Here is a 15,123-nt window from a genome sequence, read left to right as displayed (position 1 = left end):
GATGGCCATTGCGGATTTTTAGCCTTTGTTTTTGCTGACAAGCCCTAAGCCCTGTTGCTTTAAAGCAGCACCGCGGATGTTGATAAAGGCCCAGGTGGCGGCAAGTAAAATAGGGAGGAGAACGATGAGAATCATGAGGGGGCTGATCGCTTAGTGGATTTTGCAGAGAACCGATTCTACGGACTTACATAAGGCCAAGCATGCTTGGCCTCAGCAGCTGATCGAATTTTCATCAATCACTTTAGGTCCTTAATCTTCAGTTGATGCGGTGGATGCATGGATCCTTTGCCAAGGTGTCCTTTTTGCTCGATAGGCCGCATGATAATTTTCATGCGTGCCTGAATGGCATGCCAAAAGACGGGTCGCTAGCTCAGCGGTAGAGCATTCGGCTTTTAACCGACTGGTCCTGCGTTCGAATCGCAGGCGACCCACTTCAGTCAGGCCAGTGGATCTCAGGGAAAGCCCTTGAAGTCACTGGCTTTTTTCTTGCCCTGAAGAGCCATCAAAGACTTCGGATGGCTTCGTTGGGAATCGGCTCATGTCGCGCATTGCGACATGGACTTAGGCGCGGATGGGAAGAATCAACCCTTATTTTGAGGGGCAAAGTTTTATCAAAAGGAACAATGGCGACAGCCGCTGAAAAACGTGAGGACATCAAAAGCAAGCTCCAAATTCTGCGCAAGGAATTGCGGGAGATCCATTCGAAAGTGATGGAGGAAAGCACGATGCCCGAACCCGGCGAGGTGCGTGCCTCAATGGCCAAATTGGAAGAGCTGCTTGAAGTACTTGAACCCAAGTCAGCGAAGAAGTCGAAGAAGTAAAACTCATGACCTGACATCCCTTAGAGGATTTTTAAAGACCACTAGGAATTCGCCACTGTCTTCGTCATCTTTGATGACCTAGCTCCAGCTGTATGTGTCGAGAGCTACTCGTGGATTTTCGATGAGGACTGGTTCAGTTGGGTCGCCACTTTGAAGACTCTTGCCACTTCTGCTTTGACTGGCGTGTCGGGGCCAATGGCTATTGCAACGTCATAGTTCTGGGCGTTGAGTGATTTGATTTCTTTCGATCATCCTTGATTTGTTTGTCAATCCAGTTCTCGGATCTTGCTCATATCCAATCTGGTCTTTAGCCCCCCGGCTTGAGTGCCATATCCCAAGCCCAAACTTTTAATAGGTTCAAATACCTAGCTCAAGTAGCTTCGGAATGCTAAGGCAACTGGATAAACCCCTTTGGTTGATGGGGAGGGGATCGCATTCGTGGAAATGGACGCGTAAGTTTTGTAATACTGCTTTGTTTTAGCAGCGCATCTCAGGGTTTTCATCCGGCTTTTTAAACCGGCTGGCCCTGCGTTCGAATCGCAGACGACCTATCTCAATCACACCAAGGGGCTAGGGCCAAAAAGCTTTGGCCCTTTTGCGTTTGAACGCTGTGATGGTGGTTTTGTTGAGCTTGTTGTGGTCAGATTGCAAAACTCTTGCGTGCCTTGTCACTCCTGAGCGACTTTCTTGAAGACCACTAGGAATTCGTCACTGTCTTCGTCGTCTTCGACGACCCAGCTCCAGCTTGATGCGTCGATTGCTACGAGTGGATTTTCGATTAGGACTGGCTTGAGTTGCGTCGCCTCTTCGAAGGTTCTTGCCACTTCTTCTTTGATTGGCTTGTCGGGGTCAATGGCTATTTCAACGTCATAGCCCAGGGAATAGCTTCTTTCGCCTTTTACAGACCCATTAAGTAGCTCGTTTTTCAATCCAGTTCTCGGTTCTGGTGGACAAATCCACTCTGTTGCGTATTTGTGCTCATGAGTGTTAGTCGACACACTTTCCGACAAAGTGCTGAGGTCTTTTCGAAAAAGAGTTTCTCGATTTCTACAGCGAGTGAGAAACGTGAAGAGGTTAAGGCCAAGCTTCAGGGCTTCCGCAAGGCCTTGCGGGTCATGCATGTAGGGGTGCTTGAAGAAACAGTGCTCCCTGAGCCTGGAGATATTCGAGCTGCTATTGCCCAGTTGGAAGCTCTACTCGAACTGTTAGAAAGCAAGTCGGCTAAAAAATCGAAGTCGAAAGAGTCAGCTAAATGACTTAGAGCTGTTTTTTGTCAATCCTCACTGTTGTAGGCATGAGTTATTCGGAAATGTGCTCAGCTGTGAGTCTGGATCCACTTCGATGGATCTGATTGATTGGTTGAGCTTTACTTGTATCTCTTTGCTGTGAGAATGATGCCCCAAGCTGATCCAATGGTTCCAAGTGCTTGTTGGGCATTAGTCCAGTCTATGGGGTTGGGTTTTCTGTAGTCATTGTCAAGCAAGGAAAAATCTGATGCTGAAAGCAAATCAGAAGCGCTAGGGGGTTGAACCCAGATTTGTGTCCTGTATGAGGAGTGATGCATGCATTAACAAGAACCGTATAAGGGTGGTACTAAGAGGATTACTTGCCAACTGGAATAGCCTGAAATTTAAAAGCTATCAAGCTCTTGTAGGCGCCATTTCTGCAGATTGCAGAACCACTACTGCTCTATTATCCCCTGGTTTTGTGATGCATCCAAGCTTATGGAAATTGGTGTATCCATCTCTAGTTTGAAGAATCACTAATCAAACACTGTGTTGATGCTTCGCTCCCGATAGCTTTGGTTCTTTAGTCCAAAAGGATCTTGGCGATAGGTGCTTCCGTTGTGTTGTTTAATTGATCATTGAGACTGATTAGATCAATGGAACTCCCTGAAAATAATTTCGAGAGAGATACTCAAACCTTTTGCTCCGCGAGTAGTTTCTCTACGGATTTTGCCAATCCATGCAAGATCAATTGCAGGGTATAGTTAAAAATAATTTTAAGGCGGAGTGGTAGAAGAATGATGCGCTTGATTTCTAGAGATCCAAAGTCTTCGTAGTAATGCCTCAAAGGTTTACGAATTCCCCTAACAGTAAATTACTTTCACATGGGGTTTTTGGTGTTCTAATCAGGCTCAAAGAGTCAAGCTTTTGAAGCTAATAATTTGCCTTGAGAAGGGGTCTTCAAAAGATCTATCAAAGTGGAGACCTTGCATTCTTCTTGTTCAACCCATCATGTGAGCAAGATCACGAAGATGAGTGAGAGGCCTCAAGGCTTCTTCTATTTAATGAAATCAGGCTGGTAGACAACGGGCATAGAGCCCTCACGCTATCCAAAAGATGAAATCACAGCTCGCCGTCACATGTCTTTTAATTGTCATGGGAATATGCATTCAGGACCAATATCCCCAACAGATGAACGCTAAAGCAGAGTCGCGCAGAGTTGTTTGTTCAAAGCAAATTGGCATCCCATTTGGCACCGACAACATGACCGACCTTCAGTGGGAGCAATTCGGACAATGCATTCGTGAATCTTTGTCCTGAGGAACTGTGCTCTTGTACCGCAAAGGAGTAGGGCTGATCCTTGGCCTAATTGCGGTTTGGGCTGTTGAGCAGGATTCGCTTACGTTGAGGGATCTCTGAGGAGCCTGCTCAAATTGATCTTATCAGCATCGTGTATGGGTAGTTTCAAGATGCTGCGGATATAATCCCGTGATTTATTGCTAGGCCGTAAGGGATTCTTGGTGCTTACGAGCCCATCTTTTTGTTGAGACTTGGTTGCAATTTACTGGATTTTTGGCGAGATTTGTGTAGTGGTGCACACCTCATTAAAGCAATGGCTGTTCGCTCGCTTACTACAGTTACCCTTAATCGAGTCAAGGAAATCATTGATCGCTTAGCCTCTGGGGAAGTAGTAAGTCTGGAGGAGAGGATCAAATTGCAGAAGTATGCAATTCACATTCCGTTTATTGCTTTGATGTTGAGCAAAGCCATTCGAAATCGATCGGAGCTGAAATGAAATGCACTTATTGAACGAAGCTGGTGGTCCAAGCAACCTTACTATTGCCGCAGTGGTGCTTGCTATCCTTACTTCAAGTTGGTTGTTTGGCGCATTGATAACCCTCCTCACCAAAGGTAAAAAATAACCTTAATTGGTGAAAAAAGTTGATTGTTGAGAATTAATGAGCTATACACTTTTTCTATTCCTTGTCTCGTGAAAGCCCTGGATTACAATAGAGACGAAATTGGTTTTCTTGTCATGTTTATTGACTTGATTCTTTTTATAAGAAACATCCAAGCAAAGGAACTGAATGAATCCCTCTGGCTTTCCCCTTGCTATCCAAGAGAGTTACTCCTTCACAACTATGCAGACAACTTCGTAAGTTGAGTTCTCTTACTAGTAAGTCATTATGGCAGGGTCAATGTTATCTTGATCTTTGCTAATGAGCTCGAATTGTCCATCTCAGAATCTGAAGTGGGGCCTTGATGAGCTGAAAGCTGATGAATTGTTTTTACCCTTATTTAGCTAAAGATCCGTCATGAACTATGTGAGGCTCATTAGCTTGGCTGTTTTCAACAGATTATTAAAGTGCTACTAGTGGATTTTCTCGAAATCAGATCAGATGCTTCTTTATAGCGTTGTTAAGACACCCATAGAGAGTGACAAATGACAAAAGCTGATTCTCAAACGATTGGGGAATCGATTTCCAGCGAGTGTTTAGCACCTCTGGAAATGGTTGAACTGAATCTCGAGCAAAACACGCTTCTTATTTTCTTGACCTGCAAGGCCTAATCCCTAATGACTTCATCTTGCCTGAACCATGGCAGGCCTTCTGAGTGGATTGTGAGACATGCTCCTATTAGCAGGGCCTGCCTCTAATTGGCGACAGAGTGTGCCAGTAAATTGATCGACAGTAGGTAATTGTGCCTAAAAAATCGATTTTTTTAGCATAAACACCTAGGTAATTAGCACTAATTTGCTGCTCAAGTGGAGTCTTGTTACAGGTTCTAGGTGAATCCCTTAGTAAAGGTTCATAATGCTGCTGGCGTTTCTCTTGCTCCGTTCTCGTGCAAACTTATGGAAATCCTAACCCCACCTATGGGTGGTGGGCAGGAAATGCTGGAACTACAAATCGATCAGGAAAATTCCTGGCAGCGCATATTGCCCACACAGGTTTGATGGCCTTCTGGGCAGGATCGTTCACCTTATTTGAACTTTCCCGTTATGACCCCTCAGTACCCATGGGGCATCAGCCTCTGGTTGCCCTCCCTCATCTGGCAACTCTGGGAATAGGCGTCGGTGATGGTGGTGTCATAACTGATACTTACCCAATTGTTGTGACGGCAGTCCTGCACCTGGTTCTATCCATGGTTTATGCAGCTGGCGGACTTATGCACTCCCTCCTATTCAATGGAGACATTGGCGAAATGGGAGTTAAGTGGGCTAGAAAGTTTGACTTTAAGTGGGATGATCCAGACAAGTTGACCTTTATTCTTGGTCATCACCTATTCCTATTAGGCCTCGGCAACGTTCAATTTGTTGAATGGGCTAAGTATTACGGCCTGTATGACAATGCAGAAGGGGTAGTACGAACTGTCGTACCAAACCTGAACATTGGCATGGTATGGAATGCTCAGTTCAATTTCCTAGCTATTAATAGCCTTGAAGATGTAATGGGCGGCCATGCCTTCCTTGCATTGTTCATGATGTCTGGTGGCCTTTGGCACATTGTTACCAAGCAAGCTGGTGAGTACACCACATTTAAAGGCAAAGGAATCCTTAGTGCTGAAGCTCAGCTCTCATGGGCCCTTGCAGGTGTAGGTTGGATGGCTTTAGTTGCTGCCTTCTGGTGTGCTTCTAACACAACCATTTATCCAGATACATTCTTCGGTGAAGTTCTAGATCTCAAATTCAGTATCTCTCCTTATTGGGTTGACACTGCAAATCTTCCTGAAGGAACCTACACATCACGTGCTTGGTTGACCAACATTCACTACTACTTGGGATTCTTCTATATCCAAGGTCATCTGTGGCATGCCCTCAGAGCTCTTGGATTTGATTTCAAGAGAGTTTCCAATGCTATCGGCAATGCCGACAGCGCAACAATTACTCTGAACTGATTGGTTCTCCAGTAATTAAATTAAGCCCTGCACTCATGTGCAGGGCTTTTTTTTTGCTTAGGAATAGTCTGACTTGTCCATTAATTGAATATTCCCTTTTAGGTTTTTACAGATTTTTCTAAGCTCAATCCTGCTATCTATGAAGTTCAGGGCTAAACGGGCCTCAAACAAATACTTGGGATGGTTTTGCTGGTCCTGATTTTATGAATGTATAACTCTCAAGCTAAACAGAACACATCTAAAAATCTCATCATTTTAAAAAGCCTCCAGTCTTATTTCTCACGAATAGGGTTGGACTATTTTGGTTTTGTAGATTATGGCTTTTTTGGTTATGGCTTAAACCCACTAACCCATCTGACTCCTTCTTCTTGGTGGGGGCGTAGCTTTTGTGGATAGATGGCTTGATATTTTTGCAAAAGAAAAACCCTGCACATAAGTGCAGGGTTTAATTGAACCTATTTGAATCCTAAATTCATTAGGACTTGTCGTGGATTCTCTTGCTATTAGGCACCACTGAAATTTAAAAGCCAGCCTAGGCCTAGACATTTCCATTCTGCCGGGCAACTTGCAACGGATCCAATGCCATTGGGATCAGCATTTACGCCAAAGAACCAAAGGACCATTACAAATAAAGCAGGCCCACCAAGTAAAAGTGCATGAATGGCACCAACTTGTTGATCCTCTACACCACGCCACCAAATAATAGGTGGAGCCAGCCACCGCTGCATCCACTTGGGAGCACCGTCGAGTGGGTCAATTGGATCACCTATTTTTCGTCCCATAATTCCAGGGTTGAGCGAAGACCATATAGTTCTAGCATTTCTTGGGCGAATTAGAATTATCTGATTGCAAAGTTGAAGTTACTCTTCATTGCTTGTGACGCCCCATCTGCAGGCCTAAATTTATCAGAATAATCTTGATAGCAGCTTGGTGAGGCGCTGTTTACAAGCAATGCCTTTGCATGTGCTTTTCAAGATGATTTGGATTGTTTTTTGATCGCAGCTCTGTGAGCGCATTTTTTTTTCGATGGGGACTTTTGACAGAGAATGAGCTAGCCAGGCAGGGTTCATTTGTGGATTATTTTTTTAGATTGACCGAGAAGGCTTCCTGCCTCATTACTTGCAACCAATCGATTATGCGCATCTCACCTAATGACTTAAGCGTTTAGGGCTTATGGAACCAAACAGATTTCAAAATATGGTAGAAATGCTGCTTAGGGTTGGATTTTATAGTGTATAATTAACCGGCTTTGCATTCTAATTCAAATGATTCCTTCAGCTGCGATCCTTGGAGTCCTTGGCATTCTTGGTTTTGCTTTCTTCTTCTGGTTGGCCGTTAACGATCCAGCAGACGCCTGAACATAAATTGGTTATCGGGTAGAGCCTTTCTCTACCCGACTTTTTTTATTCTTCTAAGGTTTCTTGGAACACATCCATTGAAATGGAACTCCTCAATTCATTCTGACAAGTTGAGAAAATTTGATTCTCTCGCGATGTAGAAAAAGCTCTTATAGCTTTACTGCATCATGAGCACAAAGAACTGTTCTGAAAGTTAGAGACAGAACAATCTCAAGCAGTTTACGAATCAACACTATCTCAATATATAGCAATACATTCCTTTCAGGATTTAGTGTCTGGAAATTACTTCATTCCTTTGATTGGGTCAACGGAAATGAACATTAATTCCTCAAGAATAACATTTTGTGATCAATTTTAGGCCTTTGCCTTTTTAGAGGTTTGGTTGTCATCAATGATTGAATTATGATTTGAACACAGAGTTAAGAGACCTCAGCGCTTGTGGATAAGTTTAAGTAGGATACGAAGAGCACATTGAACGATTTTTTTAGCGACGTATGGGAATCACCTTTGCTGTCTTTTGACTCTCAATTGCACCATTTATGAATCAGTCTTAGATCAGAATCACTTGCAAAATAATGATTAGAGATTCACCTTGAGACAGCATTACTTTGGTTCTTTGGCATGATCGTAAAGGCCCAAGAGACATCAAACATACGTGTGATACTTGCGGGTCTCGTTGGAAACGTGATCGAATGGTATGACTTCGCTTTGTATGGATACTTTGCCAGCGTTATTGGGCAACAGTTCTTTCCCTCTAGCAATCCTTCAGTCTCTCTAATTGCTGCTTTCGGAGCGTTTGCTGTCGGCTTTCTAGTTCGCCCTTTCGGAGGGCTTTTGTTTGGACGTATTGCTGATTTACTGGGACGAAAACAGGCGCTTATCCTTACCTTACTGGCTATGGCTATTCCAACAGTGCTAATGGCCTGTATGCCTAACTACAGCAGGATTGGCATAGCCGCCCCGATCATAGTTGTTTTGTTGCGTATCATTCAAGGATTATCAGTCGGCGGCGAGTACACAACATCGATTGTCTATCTCGTTGAGAATGCCCCTGATCAACGACGAGGCTTCTTTGCTATTTGGGGGCTATGGGGTGCAGTATTAGGAATTCTGTTGGCTTCAGCAGTCGCCAGTTTTCTTGCGAATATTCTTGATCATCAACAGCTAGACCTCTGGGGTTGGAGAGTGCCTTTTGCTCTTGGTTCTCTTGTCGCATTAATAGGACTTTTAATTCGTCGTGGCCTTGTTAGCGATGTATCTACTGAAGAGGTCATAGACCCAGTTCAACAGGTTTTTGGAAAATACCGTATGCAGGTATTACGCTTATTCTTGCTTAATATTGGTGGCGGTGTTGGCTTCTATGCAGCTTTTGTGTATGTTGTGAGTTATATAAAAGAAATAGATATGGTTTCTGAACGCATAGCTTTGAATATAAATACAGTTTCTATGGCAATACTTTTACTACTTTATCCATTAACAGCTTGGCTTTCAGACCGTATTGGACGCAAGCCCTTGTTGCTCGCTGGGGGTGGCATGTTGATGTTTGGCTCGATTCCACTGTTTGAATTAATTCACACCACTGATCCTTCACGAATTTTCGTAGGGCAGCTTGGATTTGTGATTGCACTCGCAACTCTTTCGGGAGGATTAAATGTCGCGAATGTGGAGCTAATGCCTAAGGTGGTTCGCTGTACCGGACTGGCCTTTGCCTACAACACTTCTATGGGAATTTTTGGTGGTACAACACCATTAATAGCGACCTGGTTAATTCAGGGAAGTGGAAATCCAATTAGCCCTGCTTACTGGGTAGCGGGCAGTGCTTCGATCACTTTATTAACAAGTATCTTTTGGGTTAGAGAGACGAGACTTTCATGCCTGTCTTGAACCTAGAAGAAACAAATCAAGTATCGCTATTCCCCAATCAAGGTTATTTACTAGTCCATCATTAACCTGGGGAGATTCCCGCAAATTGTTTGGTTTGTGTTCTATTGCTGACAGAATAAGCGCAAGGAGGGCTGGCCTCAATCGCAATTTGTTGCGTTATAAGTATTAGACCACACTGGCCGGATTCGTTTAATATTCTCTGATAAGGAACCAGCCATTCGTTTACGCCATGGATTTGTCAACAGTACTTCTATGGGCTTCTTTGCCATTTGCACTGATAACGCTTTATTTTGGAACTAGAAATGGATATTACGACAGTGATTTGTATGAGGGAGATGGATGCGCACATGACGTGCAGAGATGATACTCTTTTCATTGCTAGCTTTTATTAATATTGAGATGCTCTGACTCCCCCTTTTTGACTTGTGTCTAATCCATAGAAATATTTAATTGTAGAAATAAATACTGAGATTCAAATCAATTTAATTATAGTTTCCATCTCTATATAAACATCCGCTTTACTTCTATTGTAGATATGACAATCAAGCTTTTTAGTGAAATCAATTCAAGACGAGAACTTGAATTTATGATTATTTAATGACAATGGCTGGCCTAGGCTTTCTTTGGCATGAGTCTTGATTTGGGTGCAGCGTATTACTGTGCTTAATCAGTCTGTAAATAGTCTATTGTAGCTTTAGGTGTTCTATTGAGGAATGCTTATTTTGTAAGGTTAGTTGATTTCACCTTTATTCGTGGCCACCATTACAACTCATCACTTTGATCGGAAGATCAGCTTTATTCATTCCATCATTATTGGAAGTCGATTCAATACATTCATTCTGTGACTTAGCCCAACGCGCAATCGGCTCAAGCCCTTCAGCAATCGGCTCAAGCCTAGAGACACCAACGACTAGGGCGATCGTGCTGATTGCTGCCATCAATGTGTAGGCGAGATCTTTGGCAATTCCTAGTTTGTTAACTTTATGACGTTCTGGCTGTGTGATTTTTGTGGAGGCCTCAATTGCCTTCCAGTTAAACCGCGTTGGCGAGGTAGGGATTAGATCTGAGTTGAGTTTTGTTCGCGAGTTAGCTATTGGCTGTGAGTCATGAGTGGATCGAGAGGTAAGGATTGGATATGAAGAGGCAGGAATTGCTTGCATTTGAGGGTTCTGATCATCCTTGCTAGTCGTTGATTGAGAAGCTTCTGATCGTGGCCTCCATCCTGCAATGGTGATCACAAGCGAGACAGCCGCTACAAATAACGAGCGCAGGCTTTTCAAAGCATCACGGAGCTCCATCGCCAGGCGTCCTCTGTCTTCAAAAAAGTCCGGGGTTGTTTCTTTGGTCATGCCTCCTTTTAGCTTATTTCATCCTTTGTGAGAAGTCGCTTTGAACGTCGATTTGTCTCTTAAGGAGAAAAGCCTGTATTTCTTCAATTGTAAGACATCAGTAGCGGAGTCAGTTCATTGCCACTAAGCTTTTTTGTCAAAACAGAAAACCCTTTTGATCTTGCTTCACCGATTCACATAACTAATTGACGTTTATTCTAGTCTGTTTAATTGGTGCAGATCAAGTCAGGTTGAGGTGGTTGATCTGTAGGACCATCGCTAATCTGACTCTCTCAATGAAGACTTATATGCTCATGCTAGTAGGAATTCCTACTTCGTTTAGATCATTGCGAATGATTTAACAACCTCATAACTGTCTTGTATCTGATGTGCTAACAACTGTCTAATCTTTAAGGCGTTAGGGCCTAATTTATATGATTGCAGTATTATGCTGATAATACTCCAATCATTCTGAAGAGTTGGATGGCAACCTTTTGGAACAACGAATGAAAATCGTCAAACTCCTCAAATCTGCCTTTGCAACAACATTTGTTTTCATTGGAGTGCCGATGTCCGCAGTCGGAAAACATCATCATCATGACCATTATGTATGTACTATCGGTTATCACTATGTTGGCGATGGTGTTTGTCGTCGCAACGGGCTTTGGTATCAGGGGAGACGCCATGAGCGTGGTTTGGAATACCGACCTGAACCCAGAGGAACTGTTGAGTTGTTTGATGGAGCTCTGAAAATTAAATTTTAATAGTTAGCTCTTATGAAAGGTTAGTGCCTTTCACTTTTAGTCCTTATCCATTCTTGCATCTGTGTAATTCACTATCAAGTGCTAGATCATCATGTCCAGAGTTCTTTTGAAGATCATTGATCAGCCAGAGTCTGTAATGTTATGTTTTTTAGTAATACTTTAGAACTTCAAGTCTTAACGCTCTTGTTAATAGCGGAAGCGTTTAATTACTTTTGCTGGTTCATGGTTAGAACCCTCTTGATAGAGGATCCATTGGTTCGTTTCTAGATCATGATCACAGCCAAATTCAAGGCTTTCCTTATAGGATTCCCATTTTATGAAGTGGCAGGCTTGGTCGGCTTCAAAGGCTGAACGGTAACTAGTAAAAAATAAAAAAAGCATCACGCCAGCGGCGAGAACAATAATGGTAACGAAGCCGACTTTCATGTTCGCTCTGATCTGTGTCTTAAGTACAAGGATGATATTGGCACAGATGATGGAGTATTGGCTGAGATGAAGTCAGTTCTTGATTTTAATACAATGAATGGCACTTTTTTGAATCATAGGATAAATCTGATGTTTGACGCTTGCCGTCAAACGTTTGTTTATTCTTTATGTCTTTATCACCTCTTCCTTTGGGATAAGAACAATACCAAAAGCAGTGTTCCCCAGATTGGTAATAGATAAATAGCGGTAAAAACCCCCATTACGAAAACAGTAGAGGCAACAATTATTGCGGCTCCGATTCCAGCCCAAAGTAACCAGCGACGTAGTCTTTTTGGCCATACTTGCCCGGTGAGTCTATCTAGTTGATGCTGTAGCTCCCTACGTTCTTTAGTCATCTCCTGCAGACGGCTCTGATGCCAGGAGACTGAGTTTCGAGCTGATGATTCAACGACCTTTTTCTGTATACTTCCCAAGAGATCTGAGGAGCCAGAAAACATTGAGCGCACACTAACTGCTTGAGCTTGAATGAGTGCACGGCTGGTTTCGCCGATTGCTCGATCGAGCCTCTCTAGTCGAGCCTGCAAAGACTGCACAGGGTCAGCATTGCGCGAGAGGTCGATCCTTTGCAGGGCGACGACTTTGTTGGGTCTGCTAAAAATCCCTTGAATGAGGCGCAAATGGTTGGTTCCGGACCCTTACATTATGGGTCTGCTCGTCAACACGTTCTATCGCTAGGCCTCTATGGTCCTCCACTGGTCTGGAGCATTAGCCATGGATGTGTTGAGTCTGCCTGAGTCGGCTTTAAACGCAGGTTTTTTAGAATCCGTCCAGCTGCGCTAAAACACCATTGGTAGTGCCTGGGGGAGTGTAAACACTCCAGCGCATCCACTCATGACGTTCGTTTTGCTGCTGACTAAAACGGAATTAGAGCCAAGGACAGGGTGATGGATGGAGAGGTCGGTCCTTAAAGGCTTTAGGGGCCTACTTTGTGGGCCCCCGCTAACAACGGTTGGAGTTAAGCAATGGCAATCCAAAGCTCAGATAGCAAACGAAAACCCAGACAATCAGTTTCTTATTCAATAAACGATGCCCTTAAAGCTGATTACCGTGAGATTCGTCGCCTGGATTTGAAAAAACGGCTTGGGGTATTGCTCTATAGACGCGAACGTATGGAGCGTGAATTAGAAGCAATTAAGGCAGCCTTGAGCACATTGGAAGCTCAGATGCAGAGAAATGTCGCCTATGAGCAGCTCTCTAACTGTAATAAACCCTCTAGTTAATCACCATTGATTTGTTACTATTATTAATTTAGACATCATAAGATGTTCTAGAACTTTTCAGCTTTAATTCGTATTTCTTCTGCTTTCCTTAGGGCAGTTCTGCGCAAGATGGCACGAGATAATCTAATCGGAGCTGAGTAAACAAGCCTTTCCTTATCGACCTACCTATAAAGGTTCACGCTTTTGAGAGCAGGCCTAATGGCGACACCTATTAGAAGGTATCATTCAGTTGATAGTTGATCTTCTTCCGACGCTTTCATTTGTCTTCTTTAAGATAAACTCTCTCAAAAACGTAGTCTATTTCTATTGGAGTAATAGAATGATGCATAGGGTAAGTTGTTGCTTTAAATGTTTTTTTAGATAAATAGCTGAAGTCATTTTCTCTGCAACTTCGTTTCCCAATTTTTTCTTTAACAACTGGGTTAGGGCCATTCGTCGAAGTAGGCTTGATCTGCTAGGGAGCCTTGCTGATCGTCTTGAATTTTGCCTTCTGCTCGATCAAGTGAGCTCAAGGATTTCTCAACATAGGTTCTTACGTAAGCAGCTCGCTTCTGTTGGTAATACATGTGACGAAGGGTACGAGTTAACTCATGCCGTCGAACGCGTCGCCACTGATGCATGAATTGATCGAGAAATGTTGGATGGCGACGGCTCATCGATCTAGTCGCTTCCTAACGCACATTGTATTCAGTTTTCTTCGTGCATTGAAGAATGCTGCAAGATCATTCGCTGATAGTTGCAGATGGGTAATCAAAGGGCAGCCATTGCTTGCCCTAGATGATGCATCCTCTGGTGCACTCGCGACCATAAGGGTGTTGAGCAGAGTGAGCTTGAGCAGCTCTCCTATGTCTAGGTTGTGATCTGTTCGCTGGTGATGTAGGCAGAATTGCTCAAATTCACGGTCATCAGGAGGTGAAGCGGCTCAACCTGCAGGCTTCATAACATCAGTAAGGTTAGAAGCCTGAAGGTATGCGTTGAAGAAGGTCACTTGGGGCCTTTCACGGAAGATAGGTATGGAAGTGAAGTGAAGTCGTATCAGTGGCCCTCCTGCTTAGAACTGCTTTAGACAGGCTTGTCGTACGAGGGAAGTCAATCAGCTCCAGCTGAACTCCATAGCGATCCCTTCTTCGAGATTGCGTTTTACCGGACAGGTATCAACCACCCTTTGAAGCAGCTTGACCCGTTCATCGCTCAGCTCAGGCGGCATGGTAATTCGAAGTTTAAGGGCTTTGATACTGCGCGGTCCTTCACTGGTCATGATCTTCTCGACTTCAACTGCTGCACCCTCGATTCTCCAGCCCTTGCGACGGGCAGTGATGCCCATCACGGTGAGCACGCAGGTGCCAAGGGCTGTTGCGACTAGGTCTGTAGGTGAGAATGCCTCGCCCTTACCTTCGTGATCGATGGGGGCATCGGTGGTAAGACGATCCCCAGAGGGGGTATGTAGGGCTTCACAGCGCAGATTGCCCTTGTAGCAACAGGAGATTGTGGTCATCGTCATTCAGCTCTGAACTGGTTTGCTATGCAGAGATTCTGCTATTGGATGTCTTTTAGAACCACATCGAATAAAAAATTAAAGGCCCCATTAGCCTGCAAAGATTAATTAAATTCTTGATCGCCTCAAGGTTGATTTGATCTGATCATCTTGGATTAAACCTCAAGTAAGCCCAATCGCTATGGCCCTAATTGCTTAAGGCCTACTACTAGAGATTGATCAATACAAATCAGTTTTTTGTATAGGCCCATTCAAATATCCTGTTGGTATGGAAAAGAAAAAACAAGAGGAGACTTCACCTCCAGATCAAAACCACCCCCTCTATGCGAGTGATCGTGATCGAGTTGATGCTCTTTTAGGGCATAAGGGCCATCCCAGTGAAGACCAGCTCACCACGGCAGCGATGCTTCTCAACCGTTACGACGGTTTCCCAGGTGCGATGGACTTGCAGGAAGATCTGACAAAGGTGGTTAAGAGTTGGGGTTTTGATCGTGAAGCCCTGAATGCCAAGACCAGAGCGATCTGGTCCAGTGGTTGGCGACCAGGCACTGCCACTTCTGGCGATGACGTTGGCTCAGGAGCCGACGTCGTTGACAAGGAGACCTGATTGGTACGCCGCTCAAGGTTGATACTGCTATTGATGT

The 15,123-nt window shown here is 44.0% G+C and carries 15 protein-coding genes and 1 tRNA gene; 8 read left to right on the top strand and 8 right to left on the bottom strand.

Annotation, left to right across the window (positions count from 1 at the left end):
- Positions 1-18: 18 nt before the first annotated feature.
- Positions 19-135 carry a photosystem II protein Y gene (locus SIB68_RS04505; protein ID WP_011130420.1) on the bottom strand — a complete coding sequence of 39 codons (117 nt, stop codon included), beginning with the start codon at positions 133-135 and terminating at the stop codon, positions 19-21.
- Positions 136-359: 224 nt separating this feature from the next.
- Between SIB68_RS04505 and SIB68_RS04500 the strand changes: the two genes are divergently transcribed.
- Positions 360-431 (top strand) — tRNA-Lys (locus SIB68_RS04500).
- 192 nt (positions 432-623) lie between these two features.
- On the top strand, positions 624-821 hold the full coding sequence (locus SIB68_RS04495) for a hypothetical protein (RefSeq protein WP_063399331.1): 198 nt from the start codon (positions 624-626) through the stop codon (positions 819-821).
- 668 nt (positions 822-1,489) lie between these two features.
- Here the strand turns inward: SIB68_RS04495 and SIB68_RS04490 are convergent.
- On the bottom strand, positions 1,490-1,750 hold the full coding sequence (locus tag SIB68_RS04490; protein WP_063399277.1) for a hypothetical protein: 261 nt from the start codon (positions 1,748-1,750) through the stop codon (positions 1,490-1,492).
- Between the two features lie 51 nt (positions 1,751-1,801).
- Between SIB68_RS04490 and SIB68_RS04485 the strand changes: the two genes are divergently transcribed.
- Both SIB68_RS04485 and SIB68_RS04480 read left to right on the top strand, forming a co-directional pair.
- Positions 1,802-2,077 carry a hypothetical protein gene (locus SIB68_RS04485; RefSeq protein ID WP_328586775.1) on the top strand — a complete coding sequence of 92 codons (276 nt, stop codon included), beginning with the start codon at positions 1,802-1,804 and terminating at the stop codon, positions 2,075-2,077.
- A 2,814-nt stretch (positions 2,078-4,891) separates the two neighbouring features.
- Complete coding sequence (locus tag SIB68_RS04480; protein WP_011130418.1) at positions 4,892-5,944, top strand: chlorophyll a/b binding light-harvesting protein; 1,053 nt, start codon at positions 4,892-4,894, stop codon at positions 5,942-5,944.
- A 503-nt stretch (positions 5,945-6,447) separates the two neighbouring features.
- On the opposite strand, the gene SIB68_RS04475 is transcribed toward SIB68_RS04480, so the two are convergent.
- Positions 6,448-6,726, bottom strand: a complete 279-nt coding sequence (locus SIB68_RS04475) for a hypothetical protein (RefSeq protein WP_063395413.1) — start codon at positions 6,724-6,726, stop codon at positions 6,448-6,450.
- A gap of 1,197 nt (positions 6,727-7,923) precedes the next feature.
- On the opposite strand from SIB68_RS04475, the gene SIB68_RS04470 reads away from it, so the two are divergent.
- Positions 7,924-9,186, top strand: a complete 1,263-nt coding sequence (locus SIB68_RS04470) for an MFS transporter (RefSeq protein ID WP_063399279.1) — start codon at positions 7,924-7,926, stop codon at positions 9,184-9,186.
- A 746-nt stretch (positions 9,187-9,932) separates the two neighbouring features.
- Here SIB68_RS04470 and SIB68_RS04465 read toward each other — a convergent pair.
- On the bottom strand, positions 9,933-10,535 hold the full coding sequence (locus SIB68_RS04465) for a hypothetical protein (RefSeq protein ID WP_063399280.1): 603 nt from the start codon (positions 10,533-10,535) through the stop codon (positions 9,933-9,935).
- A gap of 458 nt (positions 10,536-10,993) precedes the next feature.
- On the opposite strand from SIB68_RS04465, the gene SIB68_RS04460 reads away from it, so the two are divergent.
- The gene (locus SIB68_RS04460) at positions 10,994-11,278 is read left to right on the top strand and encodes a hypothetical protein (protein ID WP_063399281.1); all 285 of its coding nucleotides are present in this window, start codon (positions 10,994-10,996) and stop codon (positions 11,276-11,278) included.
- A 186-nt stretch (positions 11,279-11,464) separates the two neighbouring features.
- Here the strand turns inward: SIB68_RS04460 and SIB68_RS04455 are convergent, their stop codons facing one another.
- Positions 11,465-11,704, bottom strand: coding sequence for a hypothetical protein (locus tag SIB68_RS04455; RefSeq protein ID WP_063399282.1), 240 nt, complete (start codon positions 11,702-11,704; stop codon positions 11,465-11,467).
- A 176-nt stretch (positions 11,705-11,880) separates the two neighbouring features.
- On the bottom strand, positions 11,881-12,381 hold the full coding sequence (locus SIB68_RS04450) for a hypothetical protein (protein ID WP_063399283.1): 501 nt from the start codon (positions 12,379-12,381) through the stop codon (positions 11,881-11,883).
- A gap of 345 nt (positions 12,382-12,726) precedes the next feature.
- On the opposite strand from SIB68_RS04450, the gene SIB68_RS04445 reads away from it, so the two are divergent.
- A complete protein-coding gene (locus tag SIB68_RS04445; RefSeq protein ID WP_236068805.1) occupies positions 12,727-12,984 on the top strand; it encodes a lactate dehydrogenase in 258 nt (85 codons plus the stop codon).
- A gap of 422 nt (positions 12,985-13,406) precedes the next feature.
- Here the strand turns inward: SIB68_RS04445 and SIB68_RS04440 are convergent, their stop codons facing one another.
- Positions 13,407-13,640, bottom strand: a complete 234-nt coding sequence (locus SIB68_RS04440) for a hypothetical protein (protein WP_063399284.1) — start codon at positions 13,638-13,640, stop codon at positions 13,407-13,409.
- A 437-nt stretch (positions 13,641-14,077) separates the two neighbouring features.
- Positions 14,078-14,485 (bottom strand): OsmC family protein, encoded by a 408-nt coding sequence (locus SIB68_RS04435; protein ID WP_063399285.1) that lies wholly within the window; start codon positions 14,483-14,485, stop codon positions 14,078-14,080.
- Positions 14,486-14,747: 262 nt separating this feature from the next.
- On the opposite strand from SIB68_RS04435, the gene SIB68_RS04430 reads away from it, so the two are divergent.
- Positions 14,748-15,086, top strand: coding sequence for a DUF3288 family protein (locus SIB68_RS04430; RefSeq protein WP_063399286.1), 339 nt, complete (start codon positions 14,748-14,750; stop codon positions 15,084-15,086).
- The last annotated feature ends 37 nt before the right edge of the window (positions 15,087-15,123 follow it).

This window comes from Prochlorococcus sp. MIT 1323, assembly GCF_047304905.1.
Taxonomy (GTDB): domain Bacteria; phylum Cyanobacteriota; class Cyanobacteriia; order PCC-6307; family Cyanobiaceae; genus Prochlorococcus; species Prochlorococcus marinus_D.
This window is presented reverse-complemented; position numbering and strand designations above follow the sequence as displayed.